The organism is Streptomyces sp. NPDC031132 (assembly GCF_055570595.1).
In genome coordinates, this window is record NZ_JBVIGX010000012.1 from 24,414 (window position 1) to 51,182 (window position 26,769).

At 69.8% G+C, this 26,769-nt stretch carries 26 protein-coding genes and 2 pseudogenes; 16 read left to right on the forward strand and 12 right to left on the reverse strand.

Annotated elements, in window-relative coordinates; genetic code table 11:
• The first annotated feature begins 16 nt into the window (after positions 1-16).
• The gene (locus ACZ49B_RS19555; protein WP_468307343.1) at positions 17-3,649 is read left to right on the forward strand and encodes a hypothetical protein; all 3,633 of its coding nucleotides are present in this window, start codon (positions 17-19) and stop codon (positions 3,647-3,649) included.
• Positions 3,650-4,023: 374 nt separating this feature from the next.
• Entirely contained in the window at positions 4,024-4,866 is an 843-nt protein-coding gene (locus tag ACZ49B_RS19560) for a MerR family transcriptional regulator (protein WP_468307346.1), read from the forward strand.
• Between the two features lie 202 nt (positions 4,867-5,068).
• Here ACZ49B_RS19560 and ACZ49B_RS19565 read toward each other — a convergent pair whose 3' ends face one another.
• Complete coding sequence (locus ACZ49B_RS19565; protein ID WP_468307349.1) at positions 5,069-6,223, reverse strand: FAD-dependent oxidoreductase; 1,155 nt, start codon at positions 6,221-6,223, stop codon at positions 5,069-5,071.
• Between the two features lie 236 nt (positions 6,224-6,459).
• Between ACZ49B_RS19565 and ACZ49B_RS19570 the strand changes: the two genes are divergently transcribed.
• Positions 6,460-7,065: a TetR/AcrR family transcriptional regulator gene (locus ACZ49B_RS19570; protein WP_468307351.1), complete on the forward strand. Its 606-nt coding sequence runs from the start codon at positions 6,460-6,462 to the stop codon at positions 7,063-7,065.
• A 495-nt stretch (positions 7,066-7,560) separates the two neighbouring features.
• On the opposite strand, the pseudogene ACZ49B_RS19575 reads toward ACZ49B_RS19570, so the two are convergent.
• Positions 7,561-7,797 (reverse strand): annotated as a pseudogene (locus ACZ49B_RS19575) (IS630 family transposase); the annotation flags it as partial.
• A gap of 379 nt (positions 7,798-8,176) precedes the next feature.
• Here ACZ49B_RS19575 and ACZ49B_RS19580 point away from each other — a divergent pair.
• Positions 8,177-8,644: an OsmC family protein gene (locus ACZ49B_RS19580; RefSeq protein WP_468307353.1), complete on the forward strand. Its 468-nt coding sequence runs from the start codon at positions 8,177-8,179 to the stop codon at positions 8,642-8,644.
• Between the two features lie 32 nt (positions 8,645-8,676).
• The gene (locus tag ACZ49B_RS19585; RefSeq protein WP_468307355.1) at positions 8,677-8,892 is read left to right on the forward strand and encodes a hypothetical protein; all 216 of its coding nucleotides are present in this window, start codon (positions 8,677-8,679) and stop codon (positions 8,890-8,892) included.
• A 250-nt stretch (positions 8,893-9,142) separates the two neighbouring features.
• On the opposite strand, the gene ACZ49B_RS19590 is transcribed toward ACZ49B_RS19585, so the two are convergent.
• Positions 9,143-9,292: a hypothetical protein gene (locus ACZ49B_RS19590; RefSeq protein WP_468307358.1), complete on the reverse strand. Its 150-nt coding sequence runs from the start codon at positions 9,290-9,292 to the stop codon at positions 9,143-9,145.
• Positions 9,293-9,426: 134 nt separating this feature from the next.
• On the opposite strand from ACZ49B_RS19590, the gene ACZ49B_RS19595 reads away from it, so the two are divergent.
• Positions 9,427-9,858 carry a helix-turn-helix domain-containing protein gene (locus tag ACZ49B_RS19595; RefSeq protein WP_468307361.1) on the forward strand — a complete coding sequence of 144 codons (432 nt, stop codon included), beginning with the start codon at positions 9,427-9,429 and terminating at the stop codon, positions 9,856-9,858.
• An 80-nt stretch (positions 9,859-9,938) separates the two neighbouring features.
• Here ACZ49B_RS19595 and ACZ49B_RS19600 read toward each other — a convergent pair whose 3' ends face one another.
• The 3 genes from ACZ49B_RS19600 to ACZ49B_RS19610 are packed head-to-tail and all read right to left on the reverse strand — an operon-like array spanning position 9,939 to position 11,448.
• The gene (locus tag ACZ49B_RS19600) at positions 9,939-10,541 is read right to left on the reverse strand and encodes a ClpP family protease (RefSeq protein WP_468307363.1); all 603 of its coding nucleotides are present in this window, start codon (positions 10,539-10,541) and stop codon (positions 9,939-9,941) included.
• A 2-nt stretch (positions 10,542-10,543) separates the two neighbouring features.
• A complete protein-coding gene (locus ACZ49B_RS19605; protein WP_468307366.1) occupies positions 10,544-11,182 on the reverse strand; it encodes an ATP-dependent Clp protease proteolytic subunit in 639 nt (212 codons plus the stop codon).
• Positions 11,179-11,448, reverse strand: a complete 270-nt coding sequence (locus tag ACZ49B_RS19610; protein WP_468307369.1) for a hypothetical protein — start codon at positions 11,446-11,448, stop codon at positions 11,179-11,181. Before ACZ49B_RS19610 ends, ACZ49B_RS19605 begins: the two co-directional genes overlap by 4 nt.
• Positions 11,449-11,882: 434 nt before the next feature.
• Between ACZ49B_RS19610 and ACZ49B_RS19615 the strand changes: the two genes are divergently transcribed.
• On the forward strand, positions 11,883-12,032 hold the full coding sequence (locus tag ACZ49B_RS19615) for a hypothetical protein (protein WP_468307372.1): 150 nt from the start codon (positions 11,883-11,885) through the stop codon (positions 12,030-12,032).
• Positions 12,033-12,411: 379 nt separating this feature from the next.
• Here the strand turns inward: ACZ49B_RS19615 and ACZ49B_RS19620 are convergent, their stop codons facing one another.
• Positions 12,412-12,732, reverse strand: coding sequence for a hypothetical protein (locus tag ACZ49B_RS19620; RefSeq protein WP_468307375.1), 321 nt, complete (start codon positions 12,730-12,732; stop codon positions 12,412-12,414).
• Between the two features lie 357 nt (positions 12,733-13,089).
• Here ACZ49B_RS19620 and ACZ49B_RS19625 point away from each other — a divergent pair, with 357 nt between their 5' ends.
• The 3 genes from ACZ49B_RS19625 (at position 13,090) to ACZ49B_RS19635 (ending at position 15,092) form a co-directional block, all read left to right on the forward strand.
• Positions 13,090-13,467 carry a hypothetical protein gene (locus tag ACZ49B_RS19625; RefSeq protein WP_468307377.1) on the forward strand — a complete coding sequence of 126 codons (378 nt, stop codon included), beginning with the start codon at positions 13,090-13,092 and terminating at the stop codon, positions 13,465-13,467.
• Between the two features lie 331 nt (positions 13,468-13,798).
• Positions 13,799-14,086, forward strand: a complete 288-nt coding sequence (locus ACZ49B_RS19630) for a chaplin (RefSeq protein ID WP_468307380.1) — start codon at positions 13,799-13,801, stop codon at positions 14,084-14,086.
• Between the two features lie 340 nt (positions 14,087-14,426).
• Positions 14,427-15,092, forward strand: coding sequence for a lysophospholipid acyltransferase family protein (locus ACZ49B_RS19635; RefSeq protein ID WP_468307383.1), 666 nt, complete (start codon positions 14,427-14,429; stop codon positions 15,090-15,092).
• A 150-nt stretch (positions 15,093-15,242) separates the two neighbouring features.
• Here ACZ49B_RS19635 and ACZ49B_RS19640 read toward each other — a convergent pair whose 3' ends face one another.
• Entirely contained in the window at positions 15,243-15,716 is a 474-nt protein-coding gene (locus ACZ49B_RS19640) for a hypothetical protein (protein ID WP_468307385.1), read from the reverse strand.
• Between the two features lie 274 nt (positions 15,717-15,990).
• Between ACZ49B_RS19640 and ACZ49B_RS19645 the strand changes: the two genes are divergently transcribed.
• On the forward strand, positions 15,991-18,078 hold the full coding sequence (locus ACZ49B_RS19645; protein ID WP_468307387.1) for a hypothetical protein: 2,088 nt from the start codon (positions 15,991-15,993) through the stop codon (positions 18,076-18,078).
• Positions 18,079-18,164: 86 nt separating this feature from the next.
• Here the strand turns inward: ACZ49B_RS19645 and ACZ49B_RS19650 are convergent.
• Positions 18,165-18,236: pseudogene (locus ACZ49B_RS19650) on the reverse strand (transposase); the annotation flags it as partial.
• A 234-nt stretch (positions 18,237-18,470) separates the two neighbouring features.
• Between ACZ49B_RS19650 and ACZ49B_RS19655 the strand changes: the two are divergent.
• The 3 genes from ACZ49B_RS19655 (at position 18,471) to ACZ49B_RS19665 (ending at position 20,065) form a co-directional block, all read left to right on the forward strand.
• Positions 18,471-18,947 (forward strand): hypothetical protein, encoded by a 477-nt coding sequence (locus ACZ49B_RS19655; RefSeq protein ID WP_468307389.1) that lies wholly within the window; start codon positions 18,471-18,473, stop codon positions 18,945-18,947.
• A 307-nt stretch (positions 18,948-19,254) separates the two neighbouring features.
• A complete protein-coding gene (locus ACZ49B_RS19660) occupies positions 19,255-19,677 on the forward strand; it encodes a hypothetical protein (protein ID WP_468307392.1) in 423 nt (140 codons plus the stop codon).
• A 94-nt stretch (positions 19,678-19,771) separates the two neighbouring features.
• Positions 19,772-20,065: a restriction endonuclease gene (locus ACZ49B_RS19665; protein ID WP_468307763.1), complete on the forward strand. Its 294-nt coding sequence runs from the start codon at positions 19,772-19,774 to the stop codon at positions 20,063-20,065.
• On the opposite strand, the gene ACZ49B_RS19670 is transcribed toward ACZ49B_RS19665, so the two are convergent.
• Positions 20,037-20,819, reverse strand: a complete 783-nt coding sequence (locus ACZ49B_RS19670) for a hypothetical protein (RefSeq protein ID WP_468307393.1) — start codon at positions 20,817-20,819, stop codon at positions 20,037-20,039. The two genes, ACZ49B_RS19665 and ACZ49B_RS19670, sit on opposite strands and share 29 nt — an antisense overlap.
• A gap of 198 nt (positions 20,820-21,017) precedes the next feature.
• On the opposite strand from ACZ49B_RS19670, the gene ACZ49B_RS19675 reads away from it, so the two are divergent.
• Together ACZ49B_RS19675 and ACZ49B_RS19680 are read left to right on the forward strand one after the other, a co-directional pair.
• On the forward strand, positions 21,018-21,215 hold the full coding sequence (locus ACZ49B_RS19675; RefSeq protein ID WP_468307395.1) for a hypothetical protein: 198 nt from the start codon (positions 21,018-21,020) through the stop codon (positions 21,213-21,215).
• Positions 21,216-21,405: 190 nt separating this feature from the next.
• Positions 21,406-23,442, forward strand: coding sequence for a protein kinase domain-containing protein (locus ACZ49B_RS19680; protein ID WP_468307396.1), 2,037 nt, complete (start codon positions 21,406-21,408; stop codon positions 23,440-23,442).
• A gap of 478 nt (positions 23,443-23,920) precedes the next feature.
• Here the strand turns inward: ACZ49B_RS19680 and ACZ49B_RS19685 are convergent, their stop codons facing one another.
• Positions 23,921-24,673 carry an ASCH domain-containing protein gene (locus ACZ49B_RS19685; RefSeq protein WP_468307397.1) on the reverse strand — a complete coding sequence of 251 codons (753 nt, stop codon included), beginning with the start codon at positions 24,671-24,673 and terminating at the stop codon, positions 23,921-23,923.
• A gap of 1,213 nt (positions 24,674-25,886) precedes the next feature.
• Complete coding sequence (locus ACZ49B_RS19690; protein WP_468307398.1) at positions 25,887-26,744, reverse strand: alpha/beta fold hydrolase; 858 nt, start codon at positions 26,742-26,744, stop codon at positions 25,887-25,889.
• Between the last annotated feature and the right edge of the window lie 25 nt (positions 26,745-26,769).

Sequence of the window (26,769 nt, forward strand, 5' to 3'; positions counted from 1 at the left end):
GGCAGCAGGACACTGCTTGCCGACACCGTCCGCTCTCGCCGGCGATGACAGCGCGGTGGTCGCGGTCACCGACGACGAGCACGGCTGGTCACCCGTTCCAGGAGCATCCGTCACCCGTACCGGCTCCGGCTGGAAGGTGGTCGTGAGGGCCGTACGTGAGAGCGAGCCGAGCCGGGGCGAGGTGCGCCGGTTGGCGCTGTGTGACCGCGGCCAGATGCTCGTGTACGAGGCCGCTCCACGCGCAGACGTGCTGGACGCCGTTGTCCGGATGTCCCATGTCACCGCGGGCCTGAAAGGTCAGGCCGTCACGCTGCTGGACGGGCAGGCATCCGGGATGGCGGCCGCCGTGGCCGCCACCCGACAACGGAAGCCCGGCTCGGCCGCCGCCGCGGCCGTGACCCGGATGCGGGCCGTGGCCTGGCTCGGGCCCGGCCGCAAGCCGGTCGATCGCGACAGCGTCGACCGGGTCGTGGACTCCGTACTGCGGGTCCGTTCGGACGCGGCACTGCTGCCCTCCCTCGAACCGGCCCTCTCCCGCGTGGGTGTCGCAGACATCGAGGAGCGACGGTACGGGCACCAGGTGGTGGCGCTCCTGGTGATGGAAAGGGAGTTGGAGAAGCGGTTCACCAGGCCCCGTACCGCTGATGCAGGGGTGTTCGCGGACGCGTTGACCACCTATCTGCTCGCGCTCAACCAAGCGTCTCCCGAGACGGCACCCTGGGTCTGGCAGCGCATCATCAGGTACACGCGGGAATACCTCATGGGGCGCCGGCTGCGGCAAACGCGCTCACCCTCGATCACGTCCGTTCCCGGCTCGGCGCGGACACTGTGGGAAGAGCTGGCACAGCGGATGCCCTGGATCCGATGGCTCGCCGAACCGTCCCTGGACCCGAAAGGGGGAATCGCCCTCTCACCGGCCGGTCTGGTGGACCTGCTCGTTCTGCTCCGGCCCCGGCAGACCCCCGTGGTGTCGGATCAACGGCGCCACAGCCCGGACACCGGCGTACGAATCCAGTCCCTGTCTGGCCGGTTCACGCGGCTCTACCAGATCGCCGATCCGGCGCTCACTCCCCCGCTGCTCGATTCCCTGGCCAAAGCGCTCAGCCCGCTGCTCCATGACCCCGCGCTCAGCGGTCGCATGGTGCAGGCGCTGACGCTGCCGCCGAAGGTGCGGGCGGCGGTGGAAGAACGAGTGGCAGCCGAGATCAAGGACGAGACTGCGGCCGAGCACCTGCTCGCCGTACGCGTCGACGACCATGAGTCGCCCAAGGCACTTCTGGTCAACCTCTCGCCACACACCGGCCTCTACCTTCACCTCGACGGCGAACCCACACGACTCGCCACCTGTGCCATCGAGCAGGAAGGAGCGTTCAACTACTGCACCAGTCCGGTGCCGATCTCCCCTGACAGCCGGGCGCTGCTCGGCTCCCACCAGGTATCACTGGACGCGGCGCCCGTGCCCCTGGCCACGGGCACCAACGTGACCCTGCCGGCCCTGCCTGCCGACCTCTTCCGGGGCAGGGAGCAGCAACTGGCCCGGCTCAGCCGGATCATCGGCGGCTCCGGCCCCCGAGCGGGCAGCCTCGTCTTCGGTACCCGCCGGGCCGGCAAGTCCTCCCTGGCCTACCAGGCGGGCCAGGACCCGCGCCTGCGCGGCCAGCTGTGGATCGACATGAGCAACACCCGCAAGAAGGTCCATGACTTCGCCGAGTGGAACCGGGCGATCTGCCGTGTGCTCGCCGTTCAGGCGCGCCGCCACCTCCGTATCACCCTCGACACCGAGGGTACTGACCTCGTCGATCTCCTCACGGACCTGGACCAGGCGTGCGACGGCGGTGCACCGGTGGCCGTGGTCCTCGACGAACTGGACGTGCTGCTGCTTCCGGAACAGGGCAGCGACGGCCGGCGCACGGCGGGGCGACTGGGCAGCCTCGTCTGCCGCAACCTCGTACTCATCGGCACGGTCCAACGCTTCCACCGCTCGGTGCACGAGTTGAAGACCTGGCAGTCCGTCGAATGCCCCGCCGACCTGTCCTGGGCCGACGGAATCACGTACTTCCTCGGTCCGCTCGCCGACCGCACGGCAGGACCGCGGGTGGAGTGGCTGCGCCGGGCCGGGGTCACGCCACGCCATTTCGCGACGGAGATCGTTCCTCGTATCGGGCTGCGGCCGTACTTCTGGGCCCGTCTCCGCAATGATCTCGAAGGACACATCCATGACGACCGGACCGGCTCCCGCCTGATCACCGGGTCCGATCTCCGTCACCATCTCGACCGGCTCGTGAGCGAAGACCCCCACCTCAACATGGTCATCGACGACGGCGTCGAACTGGACCCCGACGAACGCCGCCGACGGGACCTGTTCAGCGTGGAGGAACGGCGGATCCTCGCTCTGTTCGCCGTCATGCCGGCCACCCGCAAGACGCTGCCCGCCACCGAAGCTCTGCGCGTCGGGGGTGAGGCGGCAGTCAACGAACTGATCGACCGCGCCTATCTCTCCTACGTCCACGGCAGAGACCAGCTGTGCACCGCCGTGCCCATCTACCACTCCTTCCTGCGAGCCCGTGCGACCGATCTGCTGGCCGTCACGCCCGGGGCGGAGTCATTTCGCGAGCCGGAGAGGAGAGCGCCGGCGAACAGTGGGCGGGCAGCAGGAACGCCGCCCACCGGAGAGCCGGAGACCGAGGCACCGGCGACCGCACCGCCAGGCGTTCCGCTCGACGCGGAGGCGCAGCCCAATCCGGTGGGCAGGGTGACGGCGAAGGCGGACCCTGAGCGGTCGGTGGAAGCACCGCCGGCCAGTCGGCTGGACCTGGACGAGGAGGTCCGGCGGGCGCGCACCGCCGTGGTGGCAGAACTGGCACGGCAGAACACGCTGTCCCTGGGCGCCGCGGGCTCACTCATCCTCGCTGCCGCACCGGAGATCTTCGCCACCGGGTGGGCGAGGACCGGCAGCCTCGCTCGCTTCCTCACCCGGCATCTGCAGGAGTTCCTCCGCGTCTCCGGCGACGGCGATGTCTACCTTGCCCGCCCGGGGGCGACGGTCACCGCGCAGGAGGAGCCCTGCTCGCCGGCTCCCTTCCTGTCGGCGCCGCCCGCACCGGACGGCCGGGGCGGCCCGAGCCCTGCAGACATCGAGATGGCACGAGCCGCCGTCCACGGTGCGCTGACCTTACGAGGACCGATGCCGCTGCCCGCGGTCGGCGTCGTCATCAGAGGTGCCGTCCCGCTCGTCGCCTCGTCCCGGTGGGCGGGTACGGGCAAGCTGAGCAACTTTCTCACCCGGTTCCTGCCCGACTTTCCTCAGGTCAGCGCCCGCAAGGGCGTCACCGTTCTCCGACTGCCCACGGCCGGCGGCCCATCGGTCGCCCCGTCCGCGGTCGAAGCGGCGCGGGCCGCCGTACACAGCGCCCTGACGAAGCGAGGACGTATGCCGGTGCCGAACGTCGCCTCCGTCATCCACAGGTCGGTCCCCATCATTCACGCCTCCCGCTGGGCAGGCACGGGAAGTCCGGCGCTCTTCCTCAGCCGGCACCTGCCGGAGTTCCCTCAGACGACCGGCCCCGACGGTCAGATCCATGTCGAGCCGCCGACGACAACCGGCGTGGATTCCGCCTCCCCTGCGAGCCCGGACTCGGACACTTCCTGAGGAGCGGCCCAGGGGCTGTCGGGGAAGTGCTGGTCGCAGCCACTCGTTGAGGACTGCGACCGGCACGCTCGCCTGGCAGCGGACGGCAAGCTTGTCGAATTTCAGCGGCCGACCGCTTCGGGAACCGAACTTTTGAGGAGGCGGAAAACCCTGTCGCAGACCTGCCGGGAACTTCTCCAGAGCCGGCTCGCCCGGCCGGTCGTTCGACGCAGAGCCGGGGGCGGCCGACCCGCTCCGGGCCTGCCCTGGGACGGGACACCCATGGCGAGGGACCACCCGATGGCCCGGCAGGGTTCGGGTGGTGTGTAGTTGCACATGCCGTAGCGGCATGTGGTGTCGTCGAGGGCACCACAGCACGAAAGGCCCTGTCTGCGATGCACCCCTCCGCCACGCCTCCCCGCGAGGTCAAGATCGGCGATGCCGCCGCCTTCGCCGGAACCACCCCGCGCGCCATTCGTCACTACCACCAGATCGGTCTGCTGCCGGAGCCCGAGCGAGGCGGAGACGGACGCCGCCGCTACGGCTACGACGACATGATCCGCCTGCTGTGGATCCGCAAGATGTCCGAGGCCGGCATCAGCCTGGACGACATGCGGGCCGCCTTTGACGACGCCCGGGACGTTGAGGACGTCCTGGGCCGGCTGGAGGAGACCCTGGCCGCCCAGGAGTCCGAGATCAAGCGTCAGCGCGCGTTAGTCCAGCGCTTGCGGGTCGTGGGCAGCCCTCTGGGGTTGCTCTCCCCGTTGGTCGCGGACCGGCTCAGCCACCTGCCTTCTGGCGCACTGCGCCCCTCCGACCTGGACGCCCTGCTGGTCACAGAACGGATCTTCGGGCCGCTGGGAGCCGCAATCCAGGCCAGCGTGTTCATCACCTTGGCGACCCATCCCGGCCTACGGGCCGAGGCAGACCGCCTCGACGCGGCCGACGCCGCCCTCGATGACACCGTCGACCCCCACGACCCGCAGGTCGAGGAACTCGCCGCGCAGCACTGCGCCCACCACAAGGCCCTGCTCCAGGCCATTGAAGCGGCCGGACTGGACGTGGCCGAGGAGAAGCTCTTCGAGATCTACGACGCCGAAGCCAGCGGCGAGGAGGACGCCCAGATGAGTGCCTTCACAGCGGTGACCAAGATGCCCTATGGCTTCTCCCCAGCTCGGACGCGGTGCATGGCACTCACCGCACGGCTCCTTGACGGGGACCTCTCGGCAGGCAGCTGATCACTGGTGTGACCATGCATGAGGATCCCGGATTGGCCATCGACACGAAGTCCGGATCTCGACGTCTCGACACGGCCCGCACACTCCACGAGCGCGAAAGCCAAGCCGACGACCCGGTCACGCTCCTTGGGACGCCCCACTTCCTTACGACGCCCAGTTCGCCGTGCTCACGGAGGAACTCGGCAGGGGCCCGGCCGCGGGCTCAGTTGGTGTGAGCGGGGCGCGAGTCAGGCCAAAGGCTGTCGGGGAAGGCGGCGTCGTCGGAATCGGTGTCGGGCATGAGGGTGGTGAGCATCTGCTCGGCGGTCCTGGCGTTGTCGGCGGCGCGGGGCAGCATGACGCTTTCGTAGGCGTCGAGGGCCTGGTCGACGGTGGGGTGGTGGATGACGGCTCGGGCGAGTTCTGCGCCGTCGAGCAGGGCGAGGTTGGCGCCGACGCCGACGGGTGCCATCAGGTGGGCGGCGTCGCCGAGCAGGGTGATGCCGGGGACGCGCTGCCAGGAGTGGTGAACGGGAAGGACGAAGATGGGCCGGTTGATGAAACCGCCCTCGTTGTCGCGCAGGATGTGCAGCAGGCTCTCGTGCCAGTCCTGGTACTGGGTGAGGAGGCGCGCCCGTACCGCCTGGGTGTCTGCGAGGTCGAGGCCGGCGTGCCAGTCCTGGGGGCCGCGGAAGTTGACGTAGGCGCGGACGTGTCCGTTGCTGTTCCGCTGGAGCACCAGGCTGCGGCGGCCTGCCTTGGCCGACATGGTGCCGCGACCTACCAGGTGGGCGATGCCGGGGTGACGATGGTCGACGTCGTCGAAGTGAGCTTCCACCAAGGTGACACCGGCGTAGGAGGGTTGGGCGTCGGAGAGCGCGGGGCGCACCCGGGACCAGGCGCCATCGGCGCCGATGACCAGGTCGAAGTCTTCGCCTGTGCGGTCGTGGTGGTGCAGGCGGACGGTGCCACGGGGTAGTGGGGTGACGGCCTTTACGGAGTGGCCCCAACGGACCGTGCCGGGGGCGAGGGAGTCCAGCAGGAGCGCGCGCAGCTGGCCACGGTCGATCTCGGGCCTGCTCAGATCGTCCTCGTCCGCCTGGTCGTGGCGTATCAGGGTTGCGTGGCGGTCGTACAGGCGCCACTCCTGGCTCTCGGGCCGGGAGAGGGCGAGGAACTGGTCTAACAGGCCGGCTGTGCGCAGGGCTGCCTGGCCGGTGTCTTCGTGGATGTCGAGAGTGCCGCCTTGCGAGCGGGAGTGGGGGGCGGTCTCGCGCTCGAAGACCGTGACCGGCACGCCGTGCTGTTGCAGGACGCGTGCGCAGACGAGGCCGCCGAGGCCGGCACCGGCGATCGCGATGCGAGCGGTGGTGGACATGAGGGTCACGCTCCGTTCAAAGGGTTGGGGAGGGTGCTGGCGTCTTGTGGCGACGCCCTGTTCAGGGCATGGCGGATCAGTTGTTGCGGTGTGGGACGCGTCCCGGGTTTCGGCGACCGAGTGCCGGTCAGCCGTCCCCACTCACAGAAACACAACTGCTCCAAAAGTACAACTGCTCCGACTTTACATTGGGTCGCCTTTGCGAGCCGATCCCCTCAAGGGGGTAAGGTGGGGGCATGGCCGAGACAACGACAGGACGCCGCGAACGCAAGAAGGCCCAGACGAGGCAGGCCTTGACGGATGCCGCAGTACGGCTGTTCACCGAGCGCGGCTTCGACGACGTCGGTGTACGCGAGGTGGCGGAGGCGGCCGACGTCTCACTGAGCACGCTCTTCAAGCACTTCCCCAGCAAGGAAGCCCTCGTCTTCGACCTGGACACGGACATCGAGAGCGCCCTGGTCGCCGCCGTTCACGACCGGGCCCCCGGTCAGCCCGTGCTGCACGCCCTGCGCGACCACATGGTGCGCACCCGAACCGCCGTGCGGACCAACGACCCCACTTTCGTCCTGGTCGAATCCACCCCCGCACTGCGGGACTACGCCCGTCGCATGTGGCTGCGCCACGAGAACACACTGGCCGCCGCCCTCGCCGAGGTCACCGGGCTCGACCCGGAAGACGCCGCCGTCGTCGGCCTGGCACGCTTCGCCCTGGAAGCCCCCAGCATCGCCCGCGCAAGCGAAAACCCGGCCCGGACCATGCGCGACCTGTTCACCCTGCTGGAACACGGCTGGTCCGCCACCCCCCTGGCGGGACAGGAAGACCGCCCCCGTCGGCACGGGTGACCGCGACCTCTCGAGGTCGCAGCGTTCTCGCGGAATGAAACACCCGCCAACTCGAGTACTCATCCGCCAAGCGCAGCGCATGCGCAAGAGGGCACGCATGGGCTCTTCCGCGCCGTCCGGGTTCTTCCAGACCGGGTTCGATCGCCTGCCGGCAGGATCGCTTCGTTGATCTTTCAGAGGGCCTGCCAGGCTGGACTGATCAGGACGGTGCGGCCTTCACGGTGGGCCGCTCGCTGGGGATCCTTGACGAGTCTGCGACGTTGACGCACGTCAAGCGGGCGTTCTGGACGGACAATCCGTTGGGGAACGCGCTTCACGAAATGCTTGTTCAGCTGGTCACGGCTGGAGCGACGGGACGAACCGGACGAGCAGTTCCACTGGACGGGGCGGTCATGTCAGGCCGCGGTTGGTAATGGTCTGCCGCCCCAGCGGACACGTCGTTCACTGCTGATGCGTGCGCGTTCGCGTCGTTGGTGAACCCAAGTGGTCGCAGCACTAGTGACCTGAGTGAGAGATTCGGTGGCAGTAGGCGGCGACTTTGTCGAGGATCTCGTCGGCGGTCTTCGTCCAGACGAAGGGCTTGGGCTGGTCGTTCCAGTCGGTCAGCCATGCCCGGATGTCGCGTTCGAGGGCCTGGACCGAGCGGTGGACTCCCCGCTTGAGCTTCTTCTGCGTGAGCTCGGCGAACCACCGCTCCACCAGGTTCAGCCACGACGCACTGGTCGGCGTGAAAGCCGCAGGCACCGGACCGGCAACGCGTGCTGCCTCGCGCGGGCCTCCTTCTCGGCCGGTCATGGAAGACGAGGTACGCGAGTTCCAGAGCGCGGTCGATGTCGGCCTCGGGTGCCTGATGGATGTCCACCATGATCGCGAGACTGATCGGCCATCGCGGACCGGTCATCCCATAAGGGCCGGAGGTCACGGGTGTAAGGCCGTTCCGGCGGCCGGCCGTCGAGGGGTGTCGCCGCTCCCGCGGGGGCGGCCGTACGATCCAGGTCGGCGCCCGGCACCGCGCGCCGCTCGGCGCAGCCGCCGCCCGCACCCGCACCCGCACCCCGGACACCCTGCGGCGCTCCCGCCCAGTCCCGTATCGAGAGACGGAGCAGCCGCCATGGCCCGATTGCACTCCTACACCACCCGCGTCACCTGGACCGGAAACCTCGGCACCGGCACCAGCCACTACCGCGCCTTCTCGCGGGCGCACGAGGTGACCGCCGGAGAGCTGCCGGCGATCCTCGCCAGCTCCGACCCGACCTTCCACGGCGATGCCTCGCGCTGGAACCCCGAGCAACTGCTGCTCGCCGCGCTGTCCCAGTGCCACATGCTCTCCTACCTGCACTTCTGCACGGTCAACGGCGTGGTGGTCACCTCGTACGTCGACGAGGCGACCGGGACGATGGCCACCGCCGGGGACAGCGGGCAGTTCACGGAGGCCGTGGTGCACCCTCGGGTCACCGTCAGCGAGGAGTCGATGGTGGCCGCGGCGCTCGCACTGCACGAGGAAGCCCACCGGGCCTGCTTCATCGCCAATTCGGTGAACTTCCCCGTCCGGCACGAGCCGACCGTGACGGTGGGCTGAGCGTCCGGGCAGGCCGGTCACGCCCTTGCCCCGTGACGGAACCCGGCGGCGCTTTCCCACGACGGAACTGGCAGTCACAGCACCGCCCAGGCACTGTTTCAAGAGAGCTGAAGGCCCGACACACGGACGGCAACTCCGCCTCCATCGACGCCGACGAAGCAACCGAGTCCGAGATCGAGATTCCCCACGGCCTTCACGAGGACGAACTGCACGTTGCCGTCGGCCCCAAGGCCGACGAGTTCACCTGAGCGGAATGCTCCGCACTCCGTCACCGCAGCCAGATCGCACGCGAAAGCAGTGCGGGCATCATCTGCACGGACTGCGCCTGTAGCTCTCGCAGGCCGGTCCGGCGCGCAGCGCGGCCGGGCCGGACACGGCTTCCGCTGGTTGCGCCCGGCTCAACCAGCGGTCGCAACGTCACGGAGGTCTCCCTCGCTGTCCGGCTGCCCCCCTTCCAGGGCCGCCACAACAGCCGGCGGTGAGGCCGGCCTCGCAGAGCTACCGCTCCTGCCGCAGGCGCTTCCCAGCCGCCGTTGTCGAACTGCGTCCCGCACCCGCGCAGACGGGACGGCCGGCCTCGCGCTCGGCCCTCTTCTGCTCGGCTGCTCGGCGCAGCTGCGCCCAGTACTCCTCCTGCTGGACCGTCATCCAAGCCCTACTTGTGCCGTGACCGGCAAGGTTCACTGGCTCGCGACACCTCCAGTCAGCCCGCACGGCTTCACTTCACCCAGGGCAGAACGCCGCTCCCTTCCCCCGGCGCCCAGGATCCCTAGGCTGAAGGGGTGACCACTCATGTGCCGAACCAAGCCCGCGCCACCCCCCTGCGCCCGCAGACCTCGCCGACCGGTTCCGGTGGGACGGCACGCGCCCCGCAGCGACCGGAAGGAGCTCCACGGACACCCGCGCCGAAGGAACCCCTGTGGCGCGACCTCGTGGGCGATGTGCTGCGGCGTGAGCGGCTCGCCCAGGAGCGCACGCTGAAGGACGTCGCGGAGGCGGCCCGGATCTCGATGCCGTACCTGTCGGAGCTGGAGCGCGGACGCAAGGAGGCCTCCTCCGAGGTGCTCGCGGCCGCCGCCCGGGCCCTCGGGCTCGGCCTCGGCGACCTGCTCTCGCTCGCCGATGACGAGCTGGCCCGGTACGCCCGAAGCCGGGTGGGCCGGGGCCGTACGTCGCCCACGGCGCGGTACGACGGCCTCTGCCTCGCCGCCTGACCCAACCGACGGCCGGTACGACGGAGCGATCCACCGCCGTACCGGCCGGCTCGCCGGCTTTCGGCCACGGCCACGCGGGGTCAGACGAACGCGAGCCGTCGGCTCAGCACCTCGTCCGCGAGCCCGTAGGCCACGGCCTCCTCGGCGGTGAGCACCTTGTCCCGGTCCATGTCCGCGCGCAGCGTTGCCATGTCGTGATGCGTGTGCCGGGACAGCACCTCCTCCACCTGTGAGCGGATGCGGACCATCTCCTTGGCCGCGAGGCTGAGGTCGGAGACCGTCCCCTGCCGACCGCCGCTGGCCGGCTGGCCGAGCAGTACCCGCGCGTGCTGGAGCACGAACCGTCGCCCGGGATCCCCGCCGGCCAGCAGCACCGCCGCAGTCGACGCCGCCTGACCGACGCAGAACGTGGAGATCGGCGCCTGCACGAACGTCATCGTGTCGTAGATCGCCATCAGCGAAGTGATCGATCCACCGGGCGAGTTGAGATAGATCGAGATCTCGTGCTCCGGGTTCGCCGACTCCAGATGCAGGAGTTGCGCGATGACCGCATTGGCGACCCCGTCGTCGATCTCGGTGCCAAGGAAGATGATCCGCTCGTTCAGCAGCCGGCTGAAGACGTCGTAGGACCGCTCACCCTGCGGGGTCCGCTCGATGACGTAGGGAACCGTGTACGACGCCATTTTCACCACCCCATCCGTCGGCGCGACGCGGCCGGGCGGATGTCGGCGAGCGACTCCACCACCCGGTCCACGATCCCGTACTCCCTGGCCTGCTCAGCCGTGAACCAGCGGTCCCGGTCCCCGTCCCGCGCGATCATCTGCTCGCTCTGCCCTGTGTGCTCGGCGGTGATCCGCTCGATGGCCTGCTTGGTGAACTGGAGGTTCTCCGCCTGGATCTCGATGTCCGCGGCGGTTCCACCGATGCCCGCTGAGGGCTGGTGCATCATGATCCTTGCGTTCGGCAGCGCGAACCGCTTCCCGGGCTCCCCCACGGTCAGCAGGAACTGGCCCATGCTCGCGGCGAACCCCATCGCCAGCGTCGAGACGTCGTTCGGGATGAGCTGCATGGTGTCGTAGATGGCAAGACCCGCGGTGATCGACCCGCCGGGGCTGTTGATGTACAGGCTGATGTCGGTGCGCGGGTCATCCGCCGACAGCAGCAACAGCTGCGCGCAGACCCGGTTGGCCGACACGTCGTCGACCTGGGTGCCGAGGAGGACGATCCGCTGGGCGAGCAGCTGCGCCGCGAGATGGTCGTCGAAGCGGCTGGGCGGTGTGTCGCCCTCCCCCGCGCGGGGCGGAAGCATGGTGAGTGGCGTCATCTGATCTCCTTGTCGATGCGGAGTGCCGTCCACTCCACTCTTGACCTCGGGAGATCCCCGGATGTGGTTTCTCTGCCCGCCGCAGATTCGCCATGGGCAGACATGCCGGCTCGGCCCTTCTCGCGCAGCTGCCAGAAGAACGCCCGCACGTCCTCCACCAGCAGGTCAGGCTCCTCCATGGCCGCGACGTGCCCGCCCCGCTCCAACTTTGTCCAGCGCACGATGTTCTTCGTCCGCTCCACCGTGTGCCGCAGTGGCACCTGCACCTGCAGTCACCGGGAAACGGCGGAGCGCGGTCGGCGCGGTCGACGGCTCGTGGGCGGCGCCCGGCCAAGGCATACGCCGGTCGTAGCAGGTGCGCGCCGACGGACCGGCGGTCCCGTTCACCCGTTCACCCGGTCACCAGGCCATCCCGCAGCTGGAGCTGGAGCTGGCCGCCGGGTCGGTCCTGTGACGACTGCCTCTCACGGACCTCGTGCACAGGCGCCCGGTCCTTTCCGTCCGGCAGCCCAGCAGAAGCCGACGGCGTGGAGGTACTGGTCCAACGGCGATACGTCGATGGACCCAGCCGTCAGTTGACACTCGATGCTTTCGCCTCGATTTTCGGCCCCATCACCGGAGGCCGGGCTGTGAACGCCGATGAGATCGGCACGAGATCCGGCACGCCGGTTATGCGGTGATCGGCTCCTATTGGAATGAAATGTCACCCGAGCAGCAGAACGTCGTCCGCAGCTACGTCGTCGACACCCCGTGGGGCTCCGCAAGGCCGGCGGGGCCGCACGTGCTCCGCGCACCCCCGGATCCGCTCCCGGCAGCAGCCTGGCAGGGCGGCGCCGACGGCATGGAATGATCATCCGGGTCACTGCTTGGCGTCGACCTTCCATCCTCGCCGGCCCCCCGGTCGGAACCCGGATCGCCCGCGCGAGTGCGCCGGCCTGCCGTCGAACGGATCGCTCCTCGTACTCGTACCGCTCGCGCCCCTCCGCATCCCTCTCCGGGTATGGGGGCGGCCCTCGCAAGCGGCGACGACTGCCGCCTGAGCAGCCTCATGCCGCGAAGGAGGAGAGCCGAAGTACCCCCACGAGAGAGGTACCGGCCCGCCAACCAGCGCCCACGTACTCAAATGCGTCCGATGCGTTCGCAGTCCTTGTGGTGGCGGATGGCGGGGCCGCCGTCTCCCCACCGGGCGGAGGGGGGCAGGGGCGCTGCTCCCGGCGAGGCATCGAACCTCACTCCTGGTCCAGGTCCTCACGCTCCCAGCGCGCCAGGATCTCAGCCACGCGCGGGTATCGCTCGAGGAACTCCGCGTCGCTCAGATCCGCGCCGGCTCCTGTCAGCACCGCACCCGCGGCTGAGCCGCTGGGCAGCGTCATCACTCTCGTATGGAACTCGCTCACGAGACCTCCAGCAATCGTGCGGCCGAGGCGATCACGATCCGCCTGGGTGCCGCCCACGTCAACCCTTGCGGAAGAAATCATTCCGAAGACGCAAAACGTCAGGGCTTGCAAGCCGCTGCCCGCTCGATGTGCGTAGAACTCGTTCTCGATCACCGTGCTGCCGCTACCAGGGCCAGGAGCACCGGTGCGACCCGCGCATGCGGGTCGGGAGGTCGGCGGGTCGGCGGAACCGAGCAGCACAAGAGGGACTGGGGGATCTCAAGTCGCCACAGGTCAGCTCGGCCGCCCGCCCTCGGCGACGGCCTTCATCACCATGTCGGTGATCCGTTTGGTGCTGCAGCGGAGCTTTCGCAGGAGACGTCAGCTTTTGAAGGCGGCCGCGGCCTGCTCGCCGCTGCATCGGATCTTGGCGTGGCTGCTGTAGCGGAGACGTACCGGCCGGCGGCCGCGCCCGTGCGAACACGACGGGGCCGTTCCCGGTGACATGCACCGGGGACCGGCCCCACGCCGTTGGTTCAGGAAGCCCGGATCGCCCGGTCGATCTCCGCGCCGGTACGGGCCACGACGACGGGCCACTCGTCCCTGAGGGAGGCGGGAAGAAGCTTCCGGTCCTCGTCCCGCTGGATCACGGTCGGCCCGCTGCAAGAGGCGACCGACGAAGCGCACGCCGAGTTGACGCGCCTTCAGGAGGAACTCGGCGACGCAGCTCAATGGACCGACGAGCAGCACGTGATCTGGCGGGGCGCCTGGGAAGACGCGCGGGAGCCCTGGTGGCTGCTGGACACGGCCTTGGACCACTACGCGGAGACGATCGGTCTGGACCGCGCGGAGCTGGAGGCCATGGTGCAAAAGGCAACAGGCCACGTCCCGCAACCAGACAAAGACTGACGGCCCCGTCGGCGGTCGAGGCAGCCTGACACGCGCCCACCCCGTAGGCCGCCCCCACAAGTGAGGTCGGCGACACCCACGACGCCGCCCCACCCCCGGCCGGATCCCCCTGGGCGCCGGAGCGGCCACCACCGAACGCTGTCCGCCTCTCATCGGCCGAGGACGCAGACGAAGACATCCTCGCCGGCCCCTACGCCCCGGTCAGCACTCGGCAAACCGACCGGAGGTCACTGCTTCGGCCCAATCCTCGTAACCGGCCACTTGTTCACGCTGTTGGACGGGTCCCATGCCGCAATCCCTGCGGCAGGCACCCTTCCTCCAGGAGATATGCATGTCCCGTATCGCAAAGGCCGCAGTCGTCACCGCCGCAGCCGCCGCTGTCCTGGCCGGCAGCGCCGCCATGGCCGCCGCGGATGCCACTGCCGAGGGCGCTGCCATCGGCTCCCCCGGTGTCCTGTCCGGCAACGTACTCCAGGTACCCGTCCACGTCCCGATCAACGTCTGCGGCAACACCGTCAACATCATCGGCATCCTCAACCCCGCCTTCGGCAACACCTGCATCAACAGCAGCGGTGACAAGTCCGACCACCACAAGGCCGACCACCACGGCGAGTCCTGAGCACCGACGGACTGACCTGCGAGCGGCCACCCCAGTGCCGAAAGCAGTGGATCACGCCATCCTCTGCTGACCCAGCCGCAGGGCACACGCCCTGAGCGGTCCGGCCTCCCCCACCTGCTGGGAGGCCGGACCGCCGCCGCAGCGCGACAGCGCCAGCGCCGGGCCCTGACCTGCGCACAGGGGTGGTAGTGCCGCCGAACAGCCGCCACGCGACGGCCGGCATGCGCCGGAGGCAACCGGTGTGGCGCCAAGGGGAGTGAGTACAGCTACTCATGACGGACGCTCGGCAGTGGCCGAGGATGAGCGGTGTCAGCTCAGCGCCATCCGAACGAGGCCGCCCATGCTCAGCCGAATCGCCGCCGCCACCGTACCCGCGTTCGGAAGACTGACCGTCACCTCCGAGGGCGAGACCGGTCCCGGCGCCGGCAGCATCCTCGTGGCCAACCACTCTTCGCTCGCCGATCCGGCCGTCGTGATCGCGGCGCTGCGGCGCTACGGGGTCGAGCCCGTCGTGATGGCCGCCGCAGGCCTGTGGCGGATACCGCTGCTGGGGGCGGCGCTGCGCCGCGAGGGGCACATCGCCGTCCATCGCGGCAGCGCCCGCGCCGGCGAATGCCTGGACGCCGCCGCCGCCGTACTCGCGACCGGGCGCTGCGTCCTGCTCTACGGCGAGGGTCGGCTGCCGGGACACGCCGACTCGGGCGAGGCCGCGCCCGGACCCTTCCGCAGCGGACCGGCCCGACTCGCTGCCGCGACCGGGGCGCCGCTCGTGCCGGTGGGCCAGGCGGGCGCGCGCAGACTGTGCTCCGGCGGCCCGGTCAAGCAGCTCGCCGGCGCCGTGACCGCGCCGCTGAGGCGGCCGGGCCTGCACGTGCACATCGGCGCACCGGTGCACCTGTCCGGCCCGGTTCCGGAAGCGACGCTCCGTATCCGGGCCGCCGTCGCCGCCGCCTGGGAGACCGCCGTCCTCACCCAGAGCGGACGACGGAAGGCGGATCACCCATAGGTCGTCAGACGCACGGCGGGACCGGCCGGAACGGTTCCAGGGCCCGAGCGCGCTTGCAGCTCAGGGTGCCGTGACACCGGCGGCGGACGGTGTGCGGAGGTCCCCGCGCCGAGGTGGCGCGGGGACCGGTGGGTGCGGGACGGAGCCCGGTCAGAAGACCTCGCCGTCGGTCTTCAGTTCCAGCCGGACGTTGGTGTCCGCGGTGCCGTTGTTGGTCGCACAGGCGGTGTAGTAGCCGGCGCCGGGAAAGGTGCCCCATACCGTGCGCAGATCGGCGGCCCAGTTGGTCACCAGGCCGGGCGAGCCGGTGCCGGGGACCGTCGCGCCGTTGTACTGGAGCTTGAACTTCGCGCCCTGGCCGGTTGCCTTGCCGTCGGCACGGACCTGGTAGGAGGCGTACTGCTGGATGCAGCGCTGCTCGCCCGGGTGCAGGGTGCCGCCGAAGAACTGACTGGCCGAGGCCGGGCCGGCGCTCGCGAGCAGCGCAGCGGCGCAGACCGCAGCGACCGATGCGGCAGCAGTGAGCCGCAGGCTGGTACGGCGCCGGGCGGTACGGGACGGTGCCGTCGAGGCGGAAGCGGCGGACGTCGCGGATGTTGCTGCTGCGGGCATGTTGCTGGACATGGAATCCCCTCCTGGGTGACTGTTCGGCTGCACGTACGTGCTGACCGGCCGGAAATGCGGTGCCGTACGGCCGGTCGGGGCTGGCGGGCGCGGCCGTTGCCGAGTCGCGTGCCATCGGGTGCCCCGGTGCCGGACCGTGGCTCCGCGCCCTCCCGGGCACTGCCCACGGTAGGAGCGACCGCTGTCCGTCCGACACGCCGGAAGATGACCGACTTCCGCTCGAATTCCGCTCGTTGCGCCCGCCGTCGGTCCGGCCGGTGGTATCACCGTTCCCGTGGGGGGACAGCAGGCACCGCTGAGGATGGCCGACCGCTTTGCCGCGGCCCGGGCCAAGGGCTTCGTAGGACGTCAGGCAGAGGTCGAGGCCTTCCGTCGCATCCTGGCGGACGGGCACGGCGCGGTGGTCCACGTGCACGGCTCGGCCGGGATCGGGAAGTCCACGCTGCTGCACCACTTCGCGTGGCTGGCCACCCGCGTAGGCCGGCCGGTGACCGTCATCGCACACGAACCGGCCGAACCGGCCTACGACAAGGCAACCGGTGACGTGTCGGCGCCTGCCCACGTGGCCCCCGGCAGCCTCGTCGTGGTCGATGTTCCCGGCGCAGTGCCGGCCGCCGAAGGGCTTCTTGCCCACCTGCCCGACGACAGCGTGCTGGCCCTCGCCGACCGCGAGCCGCCGCCGCTCGCCTGGCGGACCGACCCCGCCTGGCTCGGCCTCCTCCATTCCATGCCGCTCGCTCCTCTGGATCCCGTGGACGCCGCAGAACTCCTGACCCGGCGCGGCGTACCGGAGGCAGAGCATCCGAGCGTCCTGGCGTTCACCCACGGCCATCCGCTGGCGCTCGCCCTCATGGCCGACGTGCGGGTCCACGGCTCCCGCGGGAACACCAGCCCGGCCTCACCGCCCCGCGTGGTGAACACGCTGCTCGCAGCGCTGCTCGACGTGGTGCCCACGCCGCGGCACCGTGCGGCGCTGGAGGCCTATGCCCAAGCCCTTGTCACCACTGAGCCACTGCTCGCAGCGCTCGTGGACGTGCCCGACGCGAGTGACCTGTTCGAGTGGCTGTGCACACTGTCGATCACCGAGTACGGCAGCCGCGGGATCCACCCCCACGACCTCGCCCGATCCGTTCTCGACACCGAACTCGGCTGGCGCCATCCGGCCCGCAGGACCGAGCTGCGCCGCCGCGCGAGTACGTACTACCAGCAGCTCTTCGCCGACGGCGACCGGGCGCGCCAGCGCGCCGTCCTGGCCGATTTCGCCTATCTGCACCGCGACAGCCCGCTGGTCGGGCCCCTCTTGGCGCCGGTCACCGCTGCCGCGGGTGCCGGGTCCACGCACCTCGACGCCCTGTCGATCACGGCGACCGAGGAGAGTGAACTCCCGGCGCTCCTCGCCATGGCCGGACGCCACGAGGGGCCGGAGTCCGCCCGGCTGCTGCGTGGCTGGTGGGCCCATCCGGCCGCCACTTGGGCCACCGTACAGGCGGAGGGGCCGCCGCCCTCCCCCGCGGGCTTCTACATCCTGCTCGCCCTCGGCGCCGAGGACCTTGACGACCCGGCCGTCACCGCGGACCCGGCCGCCGCGGCCGCCGTCGGCTGGCTCGCCAGCCACGGCGGATTGCGCGCGGGCGAACATGCCCTGCTGGTACGCGCCTGGCTGGCCCGGGACACGTACCAGGACGTCTCCGCCGTCCAGACCCTCATCACCCTGCGGCTGACCCACCACTACCTCACCGCGGAACAGCCGCCCGCGCTCACCCTCCTCCCCTTTGCCGAGCCGGAGTTCTGGGCCGACGGCTGCGCGTACACGAACTTCGACCGTCTGCCGCAATCCGACTTCACCGTCGGCGGCCGCTCGTACGGTACGTACGTCCACGACTGGCGCCGTACACCCCCTCTGGCCTGGCTGAGCCTGCTCTGCGAACGGGAGTCGGCGGCCGATCCGCTGGCGGTGGCGGCGCCCGACGAACCCGGCGGGACGCTGCGTGTACTCGACGCCGAGACGTTCGCCGCCGGAGTGCGCGAGGCCCTGCGCGGGATGGGGCGGGTCGGCGGACTGCGCGGATCGGTCTTGCTGCGCTCACGCGCGGTCGCGTCCAGGGCGGGGCAGGGCGCGGAGCCGGACGAGCTGGCCAGCGCCTTGTCCGCCCTACTCAGGGAGACGGCCGCCGAGCTCCAGGCGGCCCCACACGACCGGCGTTCCCACCGGGCGCTCCACCACACCTATCTCCAGCCGGCGGGCACCCAGCAGCGTGCGGCGGACCTGCTCGGCCTGCCGATGTCCACGTACCGCCGCCACCTCGCGGCGGGGGTGGACCGGCTTACGGAGGAACTGTGGCGGCGTGAACTCGACAGCTGACCGGCGGATGTCGTACCTGCCCCGGCAACGGACCGCGGAGCGCAGCGCGGGCACGCGCCGCTGCGCACGCACGAAGCGGCCGCTTCCGCCCGCGACCGAGCGACCCACTGCCGCAGCGACTCCGGGTTGAGGCCCAACTCGCGCGCCACCGACGGGATACGCCGCCCGCCGGCCTCTCATACCGATCATCTGATCGTTGGTTGATGTGTGTCGTTGACTGACGCGCAGTGGGCGCGTATCGAGCCACTGTTGCCAGACAGGAGTCCTCGGCGGGGCGTCGCAATCCGGTGGAGATTTCGTGAAACGTCGGGTGCCGGGTCAATGAGGGGCGCAGCGTACCGAGCACGGCTTGGACGAACCGGGTTGACGGCATCTACCACTAGGAGACGCGGATGAAGCGGTTGAAGAAGCGGTTACGCAAACCACAGCTGTTGGGCGTCGGCGTCATGGCGCTGCTGCTCGGTCTGGTTGTCTCCCCCACCGCCCAGGCGGCGCCGGCCGCTGCCCCTGCCGCCGAGCAGTGCACCGGCAGCTGGGACGGCATCACGTACTGGGCCAAGAGTCCGGCGGGGCGCAACGGGGGCGGCTACGCGCGCACCTACTGGAACAGTTCGACCAAAAAGAACTGCGTGAAGTTCTGGTCCAGCCCCTACGACGGCCTCGCCTCACACATCACCCTGGCCATCTTCGACGAGAGCGGCGACTACTCCATTGACCCGCCGAAGGAGCATCCGGCCAATTACCACTACTACGCCGGGCCGCTGTACACCTGGTTCGACTCGGCGGGGCAGTGCATCAGCGTGAGCGGTTCGCTGGTCCGGGGCGGAGTGACCTACCGCCTCAACACCGGGCCGATCCGGTGCGGCTGATCCGTCGCCTCCGAACGTAGGGGCTGCGCTGCTCGAGCACCGCGAACGGGGACAACTCAGGCAATAGGCGTGGACGATGCCGGGGCCGGAGATCAGGTGAGCCGAGGCGGGGCGGTGTGTCGCGGCACCCCAACCCGACAGCGGCGGCCCCTCCCACGGATCACGCCGTGCGAAGCGACGTCTTGGAAGCGGTTGCCATACCGATCGCAGTGGGCGTGAGTTCGAGTGTGATTGCCCGGCCGGGTGATCTTTCGGCGGTCTGGGTATCAAGCCAGGGGTGATCGGCGAGCGAGGGGGCGGACTTCGCATGGGGGCAGCGGACGAGCAGGAGCATCAGGACGGGGAAGGCTGGCTGACGAAGGCCGAAGTCCGGGAGCTCTGGCCGCAGATCAGGCCGATCAGCATCACGGCCGTGGCGCGGGCCAACAGCGTACGTACCTCGGCTGCGCCCTCCCCGGACCTGACCCGCGAGCCGACCTACCACGCGGCCGACGTACGCCACGTGGCCGCGCGGATCGCCCGGGGTGAGGCCGATGTCGCGCCCTGGCAGCGCGCCGACTCCGACGCTGCACGCGACGACACCACACCCGGCCCACAGGTTCGGCAGCCCGTCGGTTGGGGGCCCGAGAACGTGCCGGGGCTGATCCTGCTGGCAATCATCGTGGGACTGATCCTCTGGGGCCTGACCTCTCCCGACAACCACGGCACAGTAACGGATTTCGTGCGCTGAGTGCGCTAACCAACGAGCTCGTACATGGTTGGCGGTGCGATGCCGGATCTTGATCTCTGATCATGTTGCCGACACCGTGCGCGCCCACGCCGCCGTGGTCCAGCACATAGTCGCGTCCAAAGGCATCGTCGTCCGCACCGCCTGGTTTGGCAAAACAAGCCGCGATTTCGCCCCACGCCACCGACTCGAACTCATCGACGGCCGACACCTCAAAGCGCTCCTCCTCGAACACCTCGGCATCGACGCCCTCATCGGCCTACCCAAATCCCACCCGGCTGGGAACCATGCGACCTCACCTGACCCGCAGGCTCAGACGGGGTGGAAGCCAGGGATTCCCCCGGATGCGTTCCGCTGTCTGCTCAGGCCGCGTCTTCGTCCAGTCTGGTGAGGACAGCACGCAGGGTCCGGGCCCGGTCGCTGTCTTCCGGGAGCCGTGGAACAAACGAGCGCAGACGGCGCACCGTCGCCAGTTCGACACTGCCGGCGCCGACGGCGTCGATTACCACGCCGACGGCCTGGAGGGCCCAGTACTGGTTGAAGTGGATGTTCTCCCCAACGGCCGCGTCCGCCAGTGCTCTGAGGTACTGGGCCTCCGGCTTCGCGTACAGACGCGCGTATGCGGTCAGGCGCGTCCCGCCGTCGTCCGAGCCGAGCGCTGCGTGCAGGTCCATGTCGACCCACTGGGGAGTGAGCCTCGCCAACTCGGCGAAAATCTGCTCCTGACGGTAGGTCCGTCCAGGGCTGGAGGGTTCAGTCCGCCGCAGCTCCGTGAACTCGTGGGTGAGCCGAGCGACCTTCTCCGCCGCTGAGCCGTCGGCGCCGTAGTCGCCACCCGAGGTCACCAACGCGACCCGAGCCTGCCTTGCTGCGTCACCGGCTGCTTGCCGGACCTCCTCCGTGCGCTGCTCCGTTGCATTCATGCGCTCTTGCAGTTGGCGAAACTGGAGCTTGGCTCCTCCGGGGAGTTCAATGCTCTCGAAGAGGTCACCCAGCCATGGCACCACCGCGATGGCTGCGAGCGCCAGGGTAATACTGTCGATCTTCACATCGGGTTTGACGACGTGAAACACGCCGATTCCCACTGCCGCAAGCGAGATCAGGGACGCGATCAGCAGCTTGCGCCTTGCTGCGGGTGCAGTCACTCCGCCTGCGTCTGCCGGTTCTGACATGGGCCAAGAATGACAGAAGCACGCGCGTCCGAACCCGCTGCAAAAGGGCCGCGCGTGAGAGACACCGCGCCGTCAGGATCGGCCTTCCCTCAAGCGGAGCCGGGATCAAGCCGCACAGACTGCTCAACATAAGACGCGTCTTCCAGCAGCACCCTGGCTGCTTGCAAGGTGTTGGCCGAACAGCTCCTCACCGCGGCGTTCCTCGGCGCCGCTGTCGACCGTGCCGAAGGCACACCTGAACTCATGGACGAGGAAACCGGCACAGGGGACTTCCGGGACGCCTACCTGATCCAGGCAGCCGCGTTCGCGGACACCGTCCCTGTCCAGCGTGACCCCGCCGCGGACACCAAAGCGGAGGAGCGCTCGTGAACGCTGCGTTGGGCCTCCGGGCGCAGGCGGGCACCGATAGTCTGGAGTGAGTCGGCCGGGTACGCGGCCCAGGGGTACTGGTTGCCAAGGGCACCCGTGTCGGGTCCCCGCATGGGCCTCGCTTGACTGGTGGACGGCGCGACGGGTAGGGAGAGGCTGTTCATTGCGCAAGGTGTGAAACGGGGGACATGTGAAGCCGCTCGAAACGGGGGATCCCACCTCGCTCGGCGAGGGCCGCTACCGGCTGGTGGGACGGCTCGGCCAGGGGGGCATGGGCGTGGTCTACCTGGGCCGTTCCCAGTCCGGCCGTGCTGTCGCCGTCAAGGTCGTACGTCCCGAGTTGAGCACCGAGCCCGGGTTCAAGCGCAGGTTCGCCGACGAGGTCGCGGCCGCGCGGCGGGTCGGCGGCTTCCACACCGCGCCCGTGGTCGACGCCGACCCGGACGGGGAGCCGCCCTGGCTGGTGACGGCCTTCGTGCCCGGTCCCACCCTGCAAGCGGTACTCGCGCGCGTCGGATCGCTGCCTCTGGACACGCTCACCGTCCTGGCGGCCGGCCTGGCCGAGGCGCTCGAGGCGATCCACCGAGCGGGGGTCATCCACCGCGATCTCAAGCCCGCGAACATCATCGTCGCGGAGGACGGGCCGCGCGTCATCGATTTCGGCATTGCGCGCGCCCTGGACGGAACGTCCCTGACACAGACCGGGCTGCAGGTCGGCACGCCGGGATTCCTGGCACCCGAGCAGCTCACCGGTGGTGGCGCGGTCACCCCTGCGGTCGACATGTTCGCTCTGGGGGTGGTGCTCACCCAGGCGGCGGGCGGCGCCCCCTTCGGTGACGGCCCCTCCGCGGCCAGGCACTTCAAAGTGGTTTACGAGGAGCCGGACCTGACCGCGGTGCCCGGTGAACTCCGCGAAGCCATCGGCGCCTGCCTGGCCAAGGACCCGGCGGCGCGGCCCACCCCGTCCGCCTTCCTCGACGCTCTCACCGTCCGCCACCCAGACGGTGGCTCCTGGCTGCCGGAGGCGGCAACGCAACTGCTCCCGCCCCCGGAACCGGCGGTGCGTCCCACCGTGCCGAACGGCCCGTCGGACACGGCGCAGGACCTCGCGGTACCGGACGCCGTCCCGCCGGTCGTCGCGGAGCCCCGGACGGAACAGCCGCGCACCGTGACGGGACCCGCAGCGCGGCTCTCCCCCGCCCCCACCCCTGCGCAGGTGCCGCAGGCGGATGCAGAGAGGCCCCGGCGGCGTCGCGCGGTGGTGGCAGCGGTGCTCGTGGCTTCTCTCGCGGTCGTCGGCGGCCTGTACGTGTGGCAGCCCTGGAGCGACTCCACCAAGGACAATTCCAAGCCCGGCGCCGCCACGCCCACCGGATCCGCCCCTGCCCCTGCCCCGTTCCCGGACGATCCCCTGCTGATCCGGCAGGACACCGCCCCGGGCTCGCCCGGGACCTGCCACAGCGTCATCGCCCGCCGGGACGCCGCGATGGAGAAGCCCGTGGGGCTCATCGCAGGGGGCGAAGGCGCATGCGACGCCCTGCCCCAGTGGTCTCCTGACCGCAGGTCGTTCGCGTTCACCCGCAGCACACCCGAGGGCACGGCCGTCTGGACCGCCAACGCCGACGGTTCGAACGCTCGGCGGATCACCTCCGTCGCCGGCGGCAGGGTGTCCTGGTCGCCGGACGGCAGCCAGCTCGCCGTGCTCCGCAAGAAGGACGGTGTCCAGCAGCTCTTCGTGGTCGGCGTCGCCGACGGCACGGCCCGCCAGCTCACCTCGGGCGGGAGCCAGGTCGAGGATCCCGCGTGGTCGCCGGACGGCAAGAGCATCGCGGTCTGTCTGCAGACGGCGCCCGAGAACTGGCAGATCCATCTGGTCGACCCCGCCGCCCCGAGCCGCGCCCCACAGCAGGTGACCCGGCTGCCCCATCCGGCACTCGACCCGGTGTGGTCACCCGACGGCTCCACCTTCGCCTACACGGCGGGGGCCTACGGCACGGGCACCCAGGGCGACATCCGCCTCGTGGACGCCGACGGCAGCAACGATCGTGAACTGGTCGCCACCAGCGCCCACGAGATGGACCCCGCCTGGTCCGTCGACGGCACGTGGGTGGCCTTCGTCCGCGGCCCGTACGAGAAGCCCGTGATCTGGGCCGTGCGCTCGGACAAGACCGGCGAGCGTACGCTCACCACCGGCGGCGGCGCCGAGGGGCATCCCTCCTGGCGCTGAGAGTGGAATCGCTCCAGACCGACCTCGCGAACGCGCTCGAACGCGGCGGCCGGCGACTGGCAGCACGGGTTCGCCAGCTGGAGAACCCACTGTCGTCTCACCTTCCGGGCTCGGGGCACCTGTCGACATCGACCAGCTCCAACGACGCATCACGCTGCTAGAACAACTTCTCCCCCACACGAAAGGGGCGCTCAACGAGCGAACGGAGGAGCTGGAGGCCGCTCGCCCAACCAACCGAGAGCTGACTCGTGCCCTCAACTCATCAGCATCCGGATAGCCGGATTGCTCTGCGGGGGCGACCACCCCCGCAGCAAGAACTCACTGGCATGGTCCTTGGCCGCATCCCGCCCCAACCGGTCGGGCGTCATCATGCGTCGACCAGCTGCAGAGTCTTGGTCGCTGGCGCCGTCTTCTTCGCTGCTTCGGTCGTCTTCATGGCTGCCGCGGTCGTCCCAGTCGTCGCTGGTGCCTCCGCGGTTTAAGCGGCGCCTGTCTTGTCGTTGATCTGGAAGGTGATTACGTCGACTTCGTCGGTTCCCGCCAGATCTGGGTAGTGGCCCTTGAGGCCTTCCCGGAGTTCGGTTGCGGTCGTCAGCCCCTCGGCTTGGGCGTCCTGGTTGGTGAGGGCGCTGACCAGGCAGTGCCTGATGCCGGTCACCTCTGCCGGCAGGACGACTTCGGGGTCGCTTTCAAACACCAGCCGTGCCGGCCCGAGCTGGGCCGGGTCCCGGAAGCGCGTGGTCTTGGTCTTGGCGCCAGAGCGGACGTCTTTAAGGTAGCGGGGGTTGAACCGGATGATCGGGGGACCGGCCGTCTCGGGGTCTTGGTAGAGCGATGGGTCGAGACCGTTCATGCCTTCCGGGGTCCATCGCTGAGTCAGCGGCATCAGGTCGGCGGCGAGAACCGACCTGGGCCCGGCGGGCGTAGGCACGATGACGCGCATGGTGGGGTGGTAGTCCACGAAGACCTGCCGATCGCGCCCGCACGGGCCGATGACCCCCCACCCGTGGTTTCCCACGGCAACGATGCAGCGCATCTGGCGGGCGCCCTGGGCTCGTGCGGCTCCCAGAGCCACGAGTTCGGCGCACGGTCCGCCGGTGAAGTGGTAGAGGTTCACGCCGGCGAACATCCGGTAGTCGGCGGCCATGACCGCAGCCCCCATCGTGTGGATCCCGTCTTCGTCGGGCCCGGCGTCCGTATGCGCGTCTATGGTGCGGCGTGCCAGCTCCACGAGCTCACGCTCGTCATCATCGAGAGCTCGTGCAGATGACGGTACGTACACGTCTTCAGCCTTCCCTTTCGTCAGCAGTCGCCAAGATCATTCCACGCCACGCAGGTGGGCTCCACGGCATTTCGGCTTGCCATGACTGGGCCCCCATGGTGGTCCCGTGGGCAGGGATGGAGCGCCCTGGCTGAGGCTGGTCGTGGTCACGGACGACGATCCCGGGCCGCAGCTCTGCCATGACTGTGGTGGCCCACCGATGCCGACGGTGAAGGCGGCGGCGTGTTCTGCACGTCGGTGTGCCGTTCGCGGCACTCGCGGCGGACGCGGCGGGCAGGCGCGAGCGCCCAGGCGGTGCAGGGTGCCAGAGCTGCCACCTGCCCGGAGTGTGGGGTGTCCTGAACCACTGGCGTCGAACATGCTTCCTCGGCAACGTACTGTTCTCCCGCCTGTCGCAAACGGGCCTGGCATAGAGGCGCACGCAGCAGCAAGGGACGTGAGACCGCGCACAGCAGAAGCGCCCCACACAGCGAATTATCGAATTGCCGGATCGAGCGCTAGCACCACAGGTGTCGTGATGCACAGACTCGGCCACCAAGTCGCTGAGCACGCCGCGCACTCGCGGACGTTGCGGAGGATCCGGAGGGCCAGCTCTCCTACTTCGAGGAAATCGTGCAACTCCTCGAAGGACGCGGCGTCACGGTCGTGCCCCGGTAGCCCGCAGGCACCCGAGCGACTACGACTCGGGGGCTCGAGCAGCCTCCGTCAAGACTTCGCTCAGCTCCGTGAGCAGCGGGGCCTGGCAGCCGCAGGCTTCGGCCAGACAGAAGCCACGGGCCCATCTGGTGTTCGGGGGAAGAAAACCCCAAGACTATGCGTCGTCCTCGTCTTCAGGTTCGGATTCCCTCACGAACCAGAGGTCGAGGGTGTACTGCTCAGCCGTGGAGCACTGTTTCCACGCTGATCCGATCTGTTCCGCGCCCCATTGCTCATCGACGGCGCGCTGGAGACACCTGTCGTAGTACGCGGCCGTGGCCTCTCGTCCGCGCCATGACGCGTGACCGTCGTAGACGCCGGGGCGGGGCAGTTCCATCACGCCTGCTGGCCTAGCGTCTTCGACCTCGCCGACACAGTCACCGTGCGCAGCGTGATCCGGCGGTCCTGGACGACTCACCTCTGGGACGCCCGAACCGCCGACCGTGATCCTTCGGCCCCGCTCCCGTCACTTCGGCAGATCGGCGGACAGGAAGGGAGCAAGGAGCGCGAACAATGCGTCGGGGCGGTCGAGGGGGATGATGTGGCCGCAGTCCTGGAGATGGTGTCCGACCAGGTCATCGGCGATGGGACGGAGTTGGCGTTCGAGCCCGGTGCCGACGGGGTGAGAGCCGACGGCCATGGTGGGCATGGTCAGCCGAGCCGTCCCGACGGCGTCCTGGATCTGCTGCGCACTGGTGGACAGGGCCCGGTAATAGGAGAACGCGCAGCGAAGGGCCTCGCTCCCGGTGTACGCGTGAACGAATGCCGCACGGACGTCGTCGGGTACTCCCCGCCCGAGCGTCCCCGAGTCGAGGAACCAGTCGATGTACGGGGCCTCGTTGCCGGCCAGGACGGTCTCGGCGAGGCCGGGGACTGCGTGGAAGCCGAACCACCACGGGGCGCCGCCCCCGACGACGTGTTCGACTCCGGACAGGCGGCCGAGCAGTGCCTCCATCACGACCAGGCGCCGGACGAGGCCGGGCCGGCGCAGCGCGAGCAGGACGGCGGGGGCAGTGCCCGCATCGATGGCGACTACCGCTGCCGAGGGCTCGCCGAGTGCGTCGAGCAGCCCTTCGACGTCGGCGGCCAGGGTGCCTGCGTCGTAACCCTCGACGGCACGTTCACTGGCACCGACGCCTCGCAGGTCCGGGGCGATGACCCGGTACCGTCCAGCCAGTCGGCCCATGATGCCGCTCCAGAGTTGCCAGGTGTGCGGGAAGCCGTGCAGCAGGAGAACTGCGGGTCCTTCCCCGGCGATTGCGACGTTGAGTTGGACGCCGTTCGTCGCGATGAGACGCAGTTGGTGTGCGGTGGGGACGGGCATGACGGCTCCTCCGGCTGGTTACCAT

What these genes read in the sequence shown, in the direction of transcription:
- ACZ49B_RS19565 (WP_468307349.1), bottom strand. Translation starts at nt 6,223, where the DNA reads ATGTCCACCACCGCTCGCATCGCGATCGCCGGTGCCGGCCTCGGCGGC.
- ACZ49B_RS19615 (WP_468307372.1), top strand. Translation starts at nt 11,883, where the DNA reads ATGTCACCCGAGCAGCAGAACGTCGTCCGCAGCTACGTCGTCGACACC.
- ACZ49B_RS19660 (WP_468307392.1), top strand. Translation starts at nt 19,255, where the DNA reads ATGGGGGCAGCGGACGAGCAGGAGCATCAGGACGGGGAAGGCTGGCTG.
- ACZ49B_RS19655 (WP_468307389.1), top strand. Translation starts at nt 18,471, where the DNA reads ATGAAGCGGTTGAAGAAGCGGTTACGCAAACCACAGCTGTTGGGCGTC.
- ACZ49B_RS19570 (WP_468307351.1), top strand. Translation starts at nt 6,460, where the DNA reads ATGGCCGAGACAACGACAGGACGCCGCGAACGCAAGAAGGCCCAGACG.
- ACZ49B_RS19580 (WP_468307353.1), top strand. Translation starts at nt 8,177, where the DNA reads ATGGCCCGATTGCACTCCTACACCACCCGCGTCACCTGGACCGGAAAC.
- ACZ49B_RS19630 (WP_468307380.1), top strand. Translation starts at nt 13,799, where the DNA reads ATGTCCCGTATCGCAAAGGCCGCAGTCGTCACCGCCGCAGCCGCCGCT.
- ACZ49B_RS19590 (WP_468307358.1), bottom strand. Translation starts at nt 9,292, where the DNA reads ATGACGGTCCAGCAGGAGGAGTACTGGGCGCAGCTGCGCCGAGCAGCC.
- ACZ49B_RS19600 (WP_468307363.1), bottom strand. Translation starts at nt 10,541, where the DNA reads ATGGCGTCGTACACGGTTCCCTACGTCATCGAGCGGACCCCGCAGGGT.
- ACZ49B_RS19640 (WP_468307385.1), bottom strand. Translation starts at nt 15,716, where the DNA reads ATGTCCAGCAACATGCCCGCAGCAGCAACATCCGCGACGTCCGCCGCT.
- ACZ49B_RS19560 (WP_468307346.1), top strand. Translation starts at nt 4,024, where the DNA reads ATGCACCCCTCCGCCACGCCTCCCCGCGAGGTCAAGATCGGCGATGCC.
- ACZ49B_RS19605 (WP_468307366.1), bottom strand. Translation starts at nt 11,182, where the DNA reads ATGACGCCACTCACCATGCTTCCGCCCCGCGCGGGGGAGGGCGACACA.
- ACZ49B_RS19690 (WP_468307398.1), bottom strand. Translation starts at nt 26,744, where the DNA reads ATGCCCGTCCCCACCGCACACCAACTGCGTCTCATCGCGACGAACGGC.
- ACZ49B_RS19635 (WP_468307383.1), top strand. Translation starts at nt 14,427, where the DNA reads ATGCTCAGCCGAATCGCCGCCGCCACCGTACCCGCGTTCGGAAGACTG.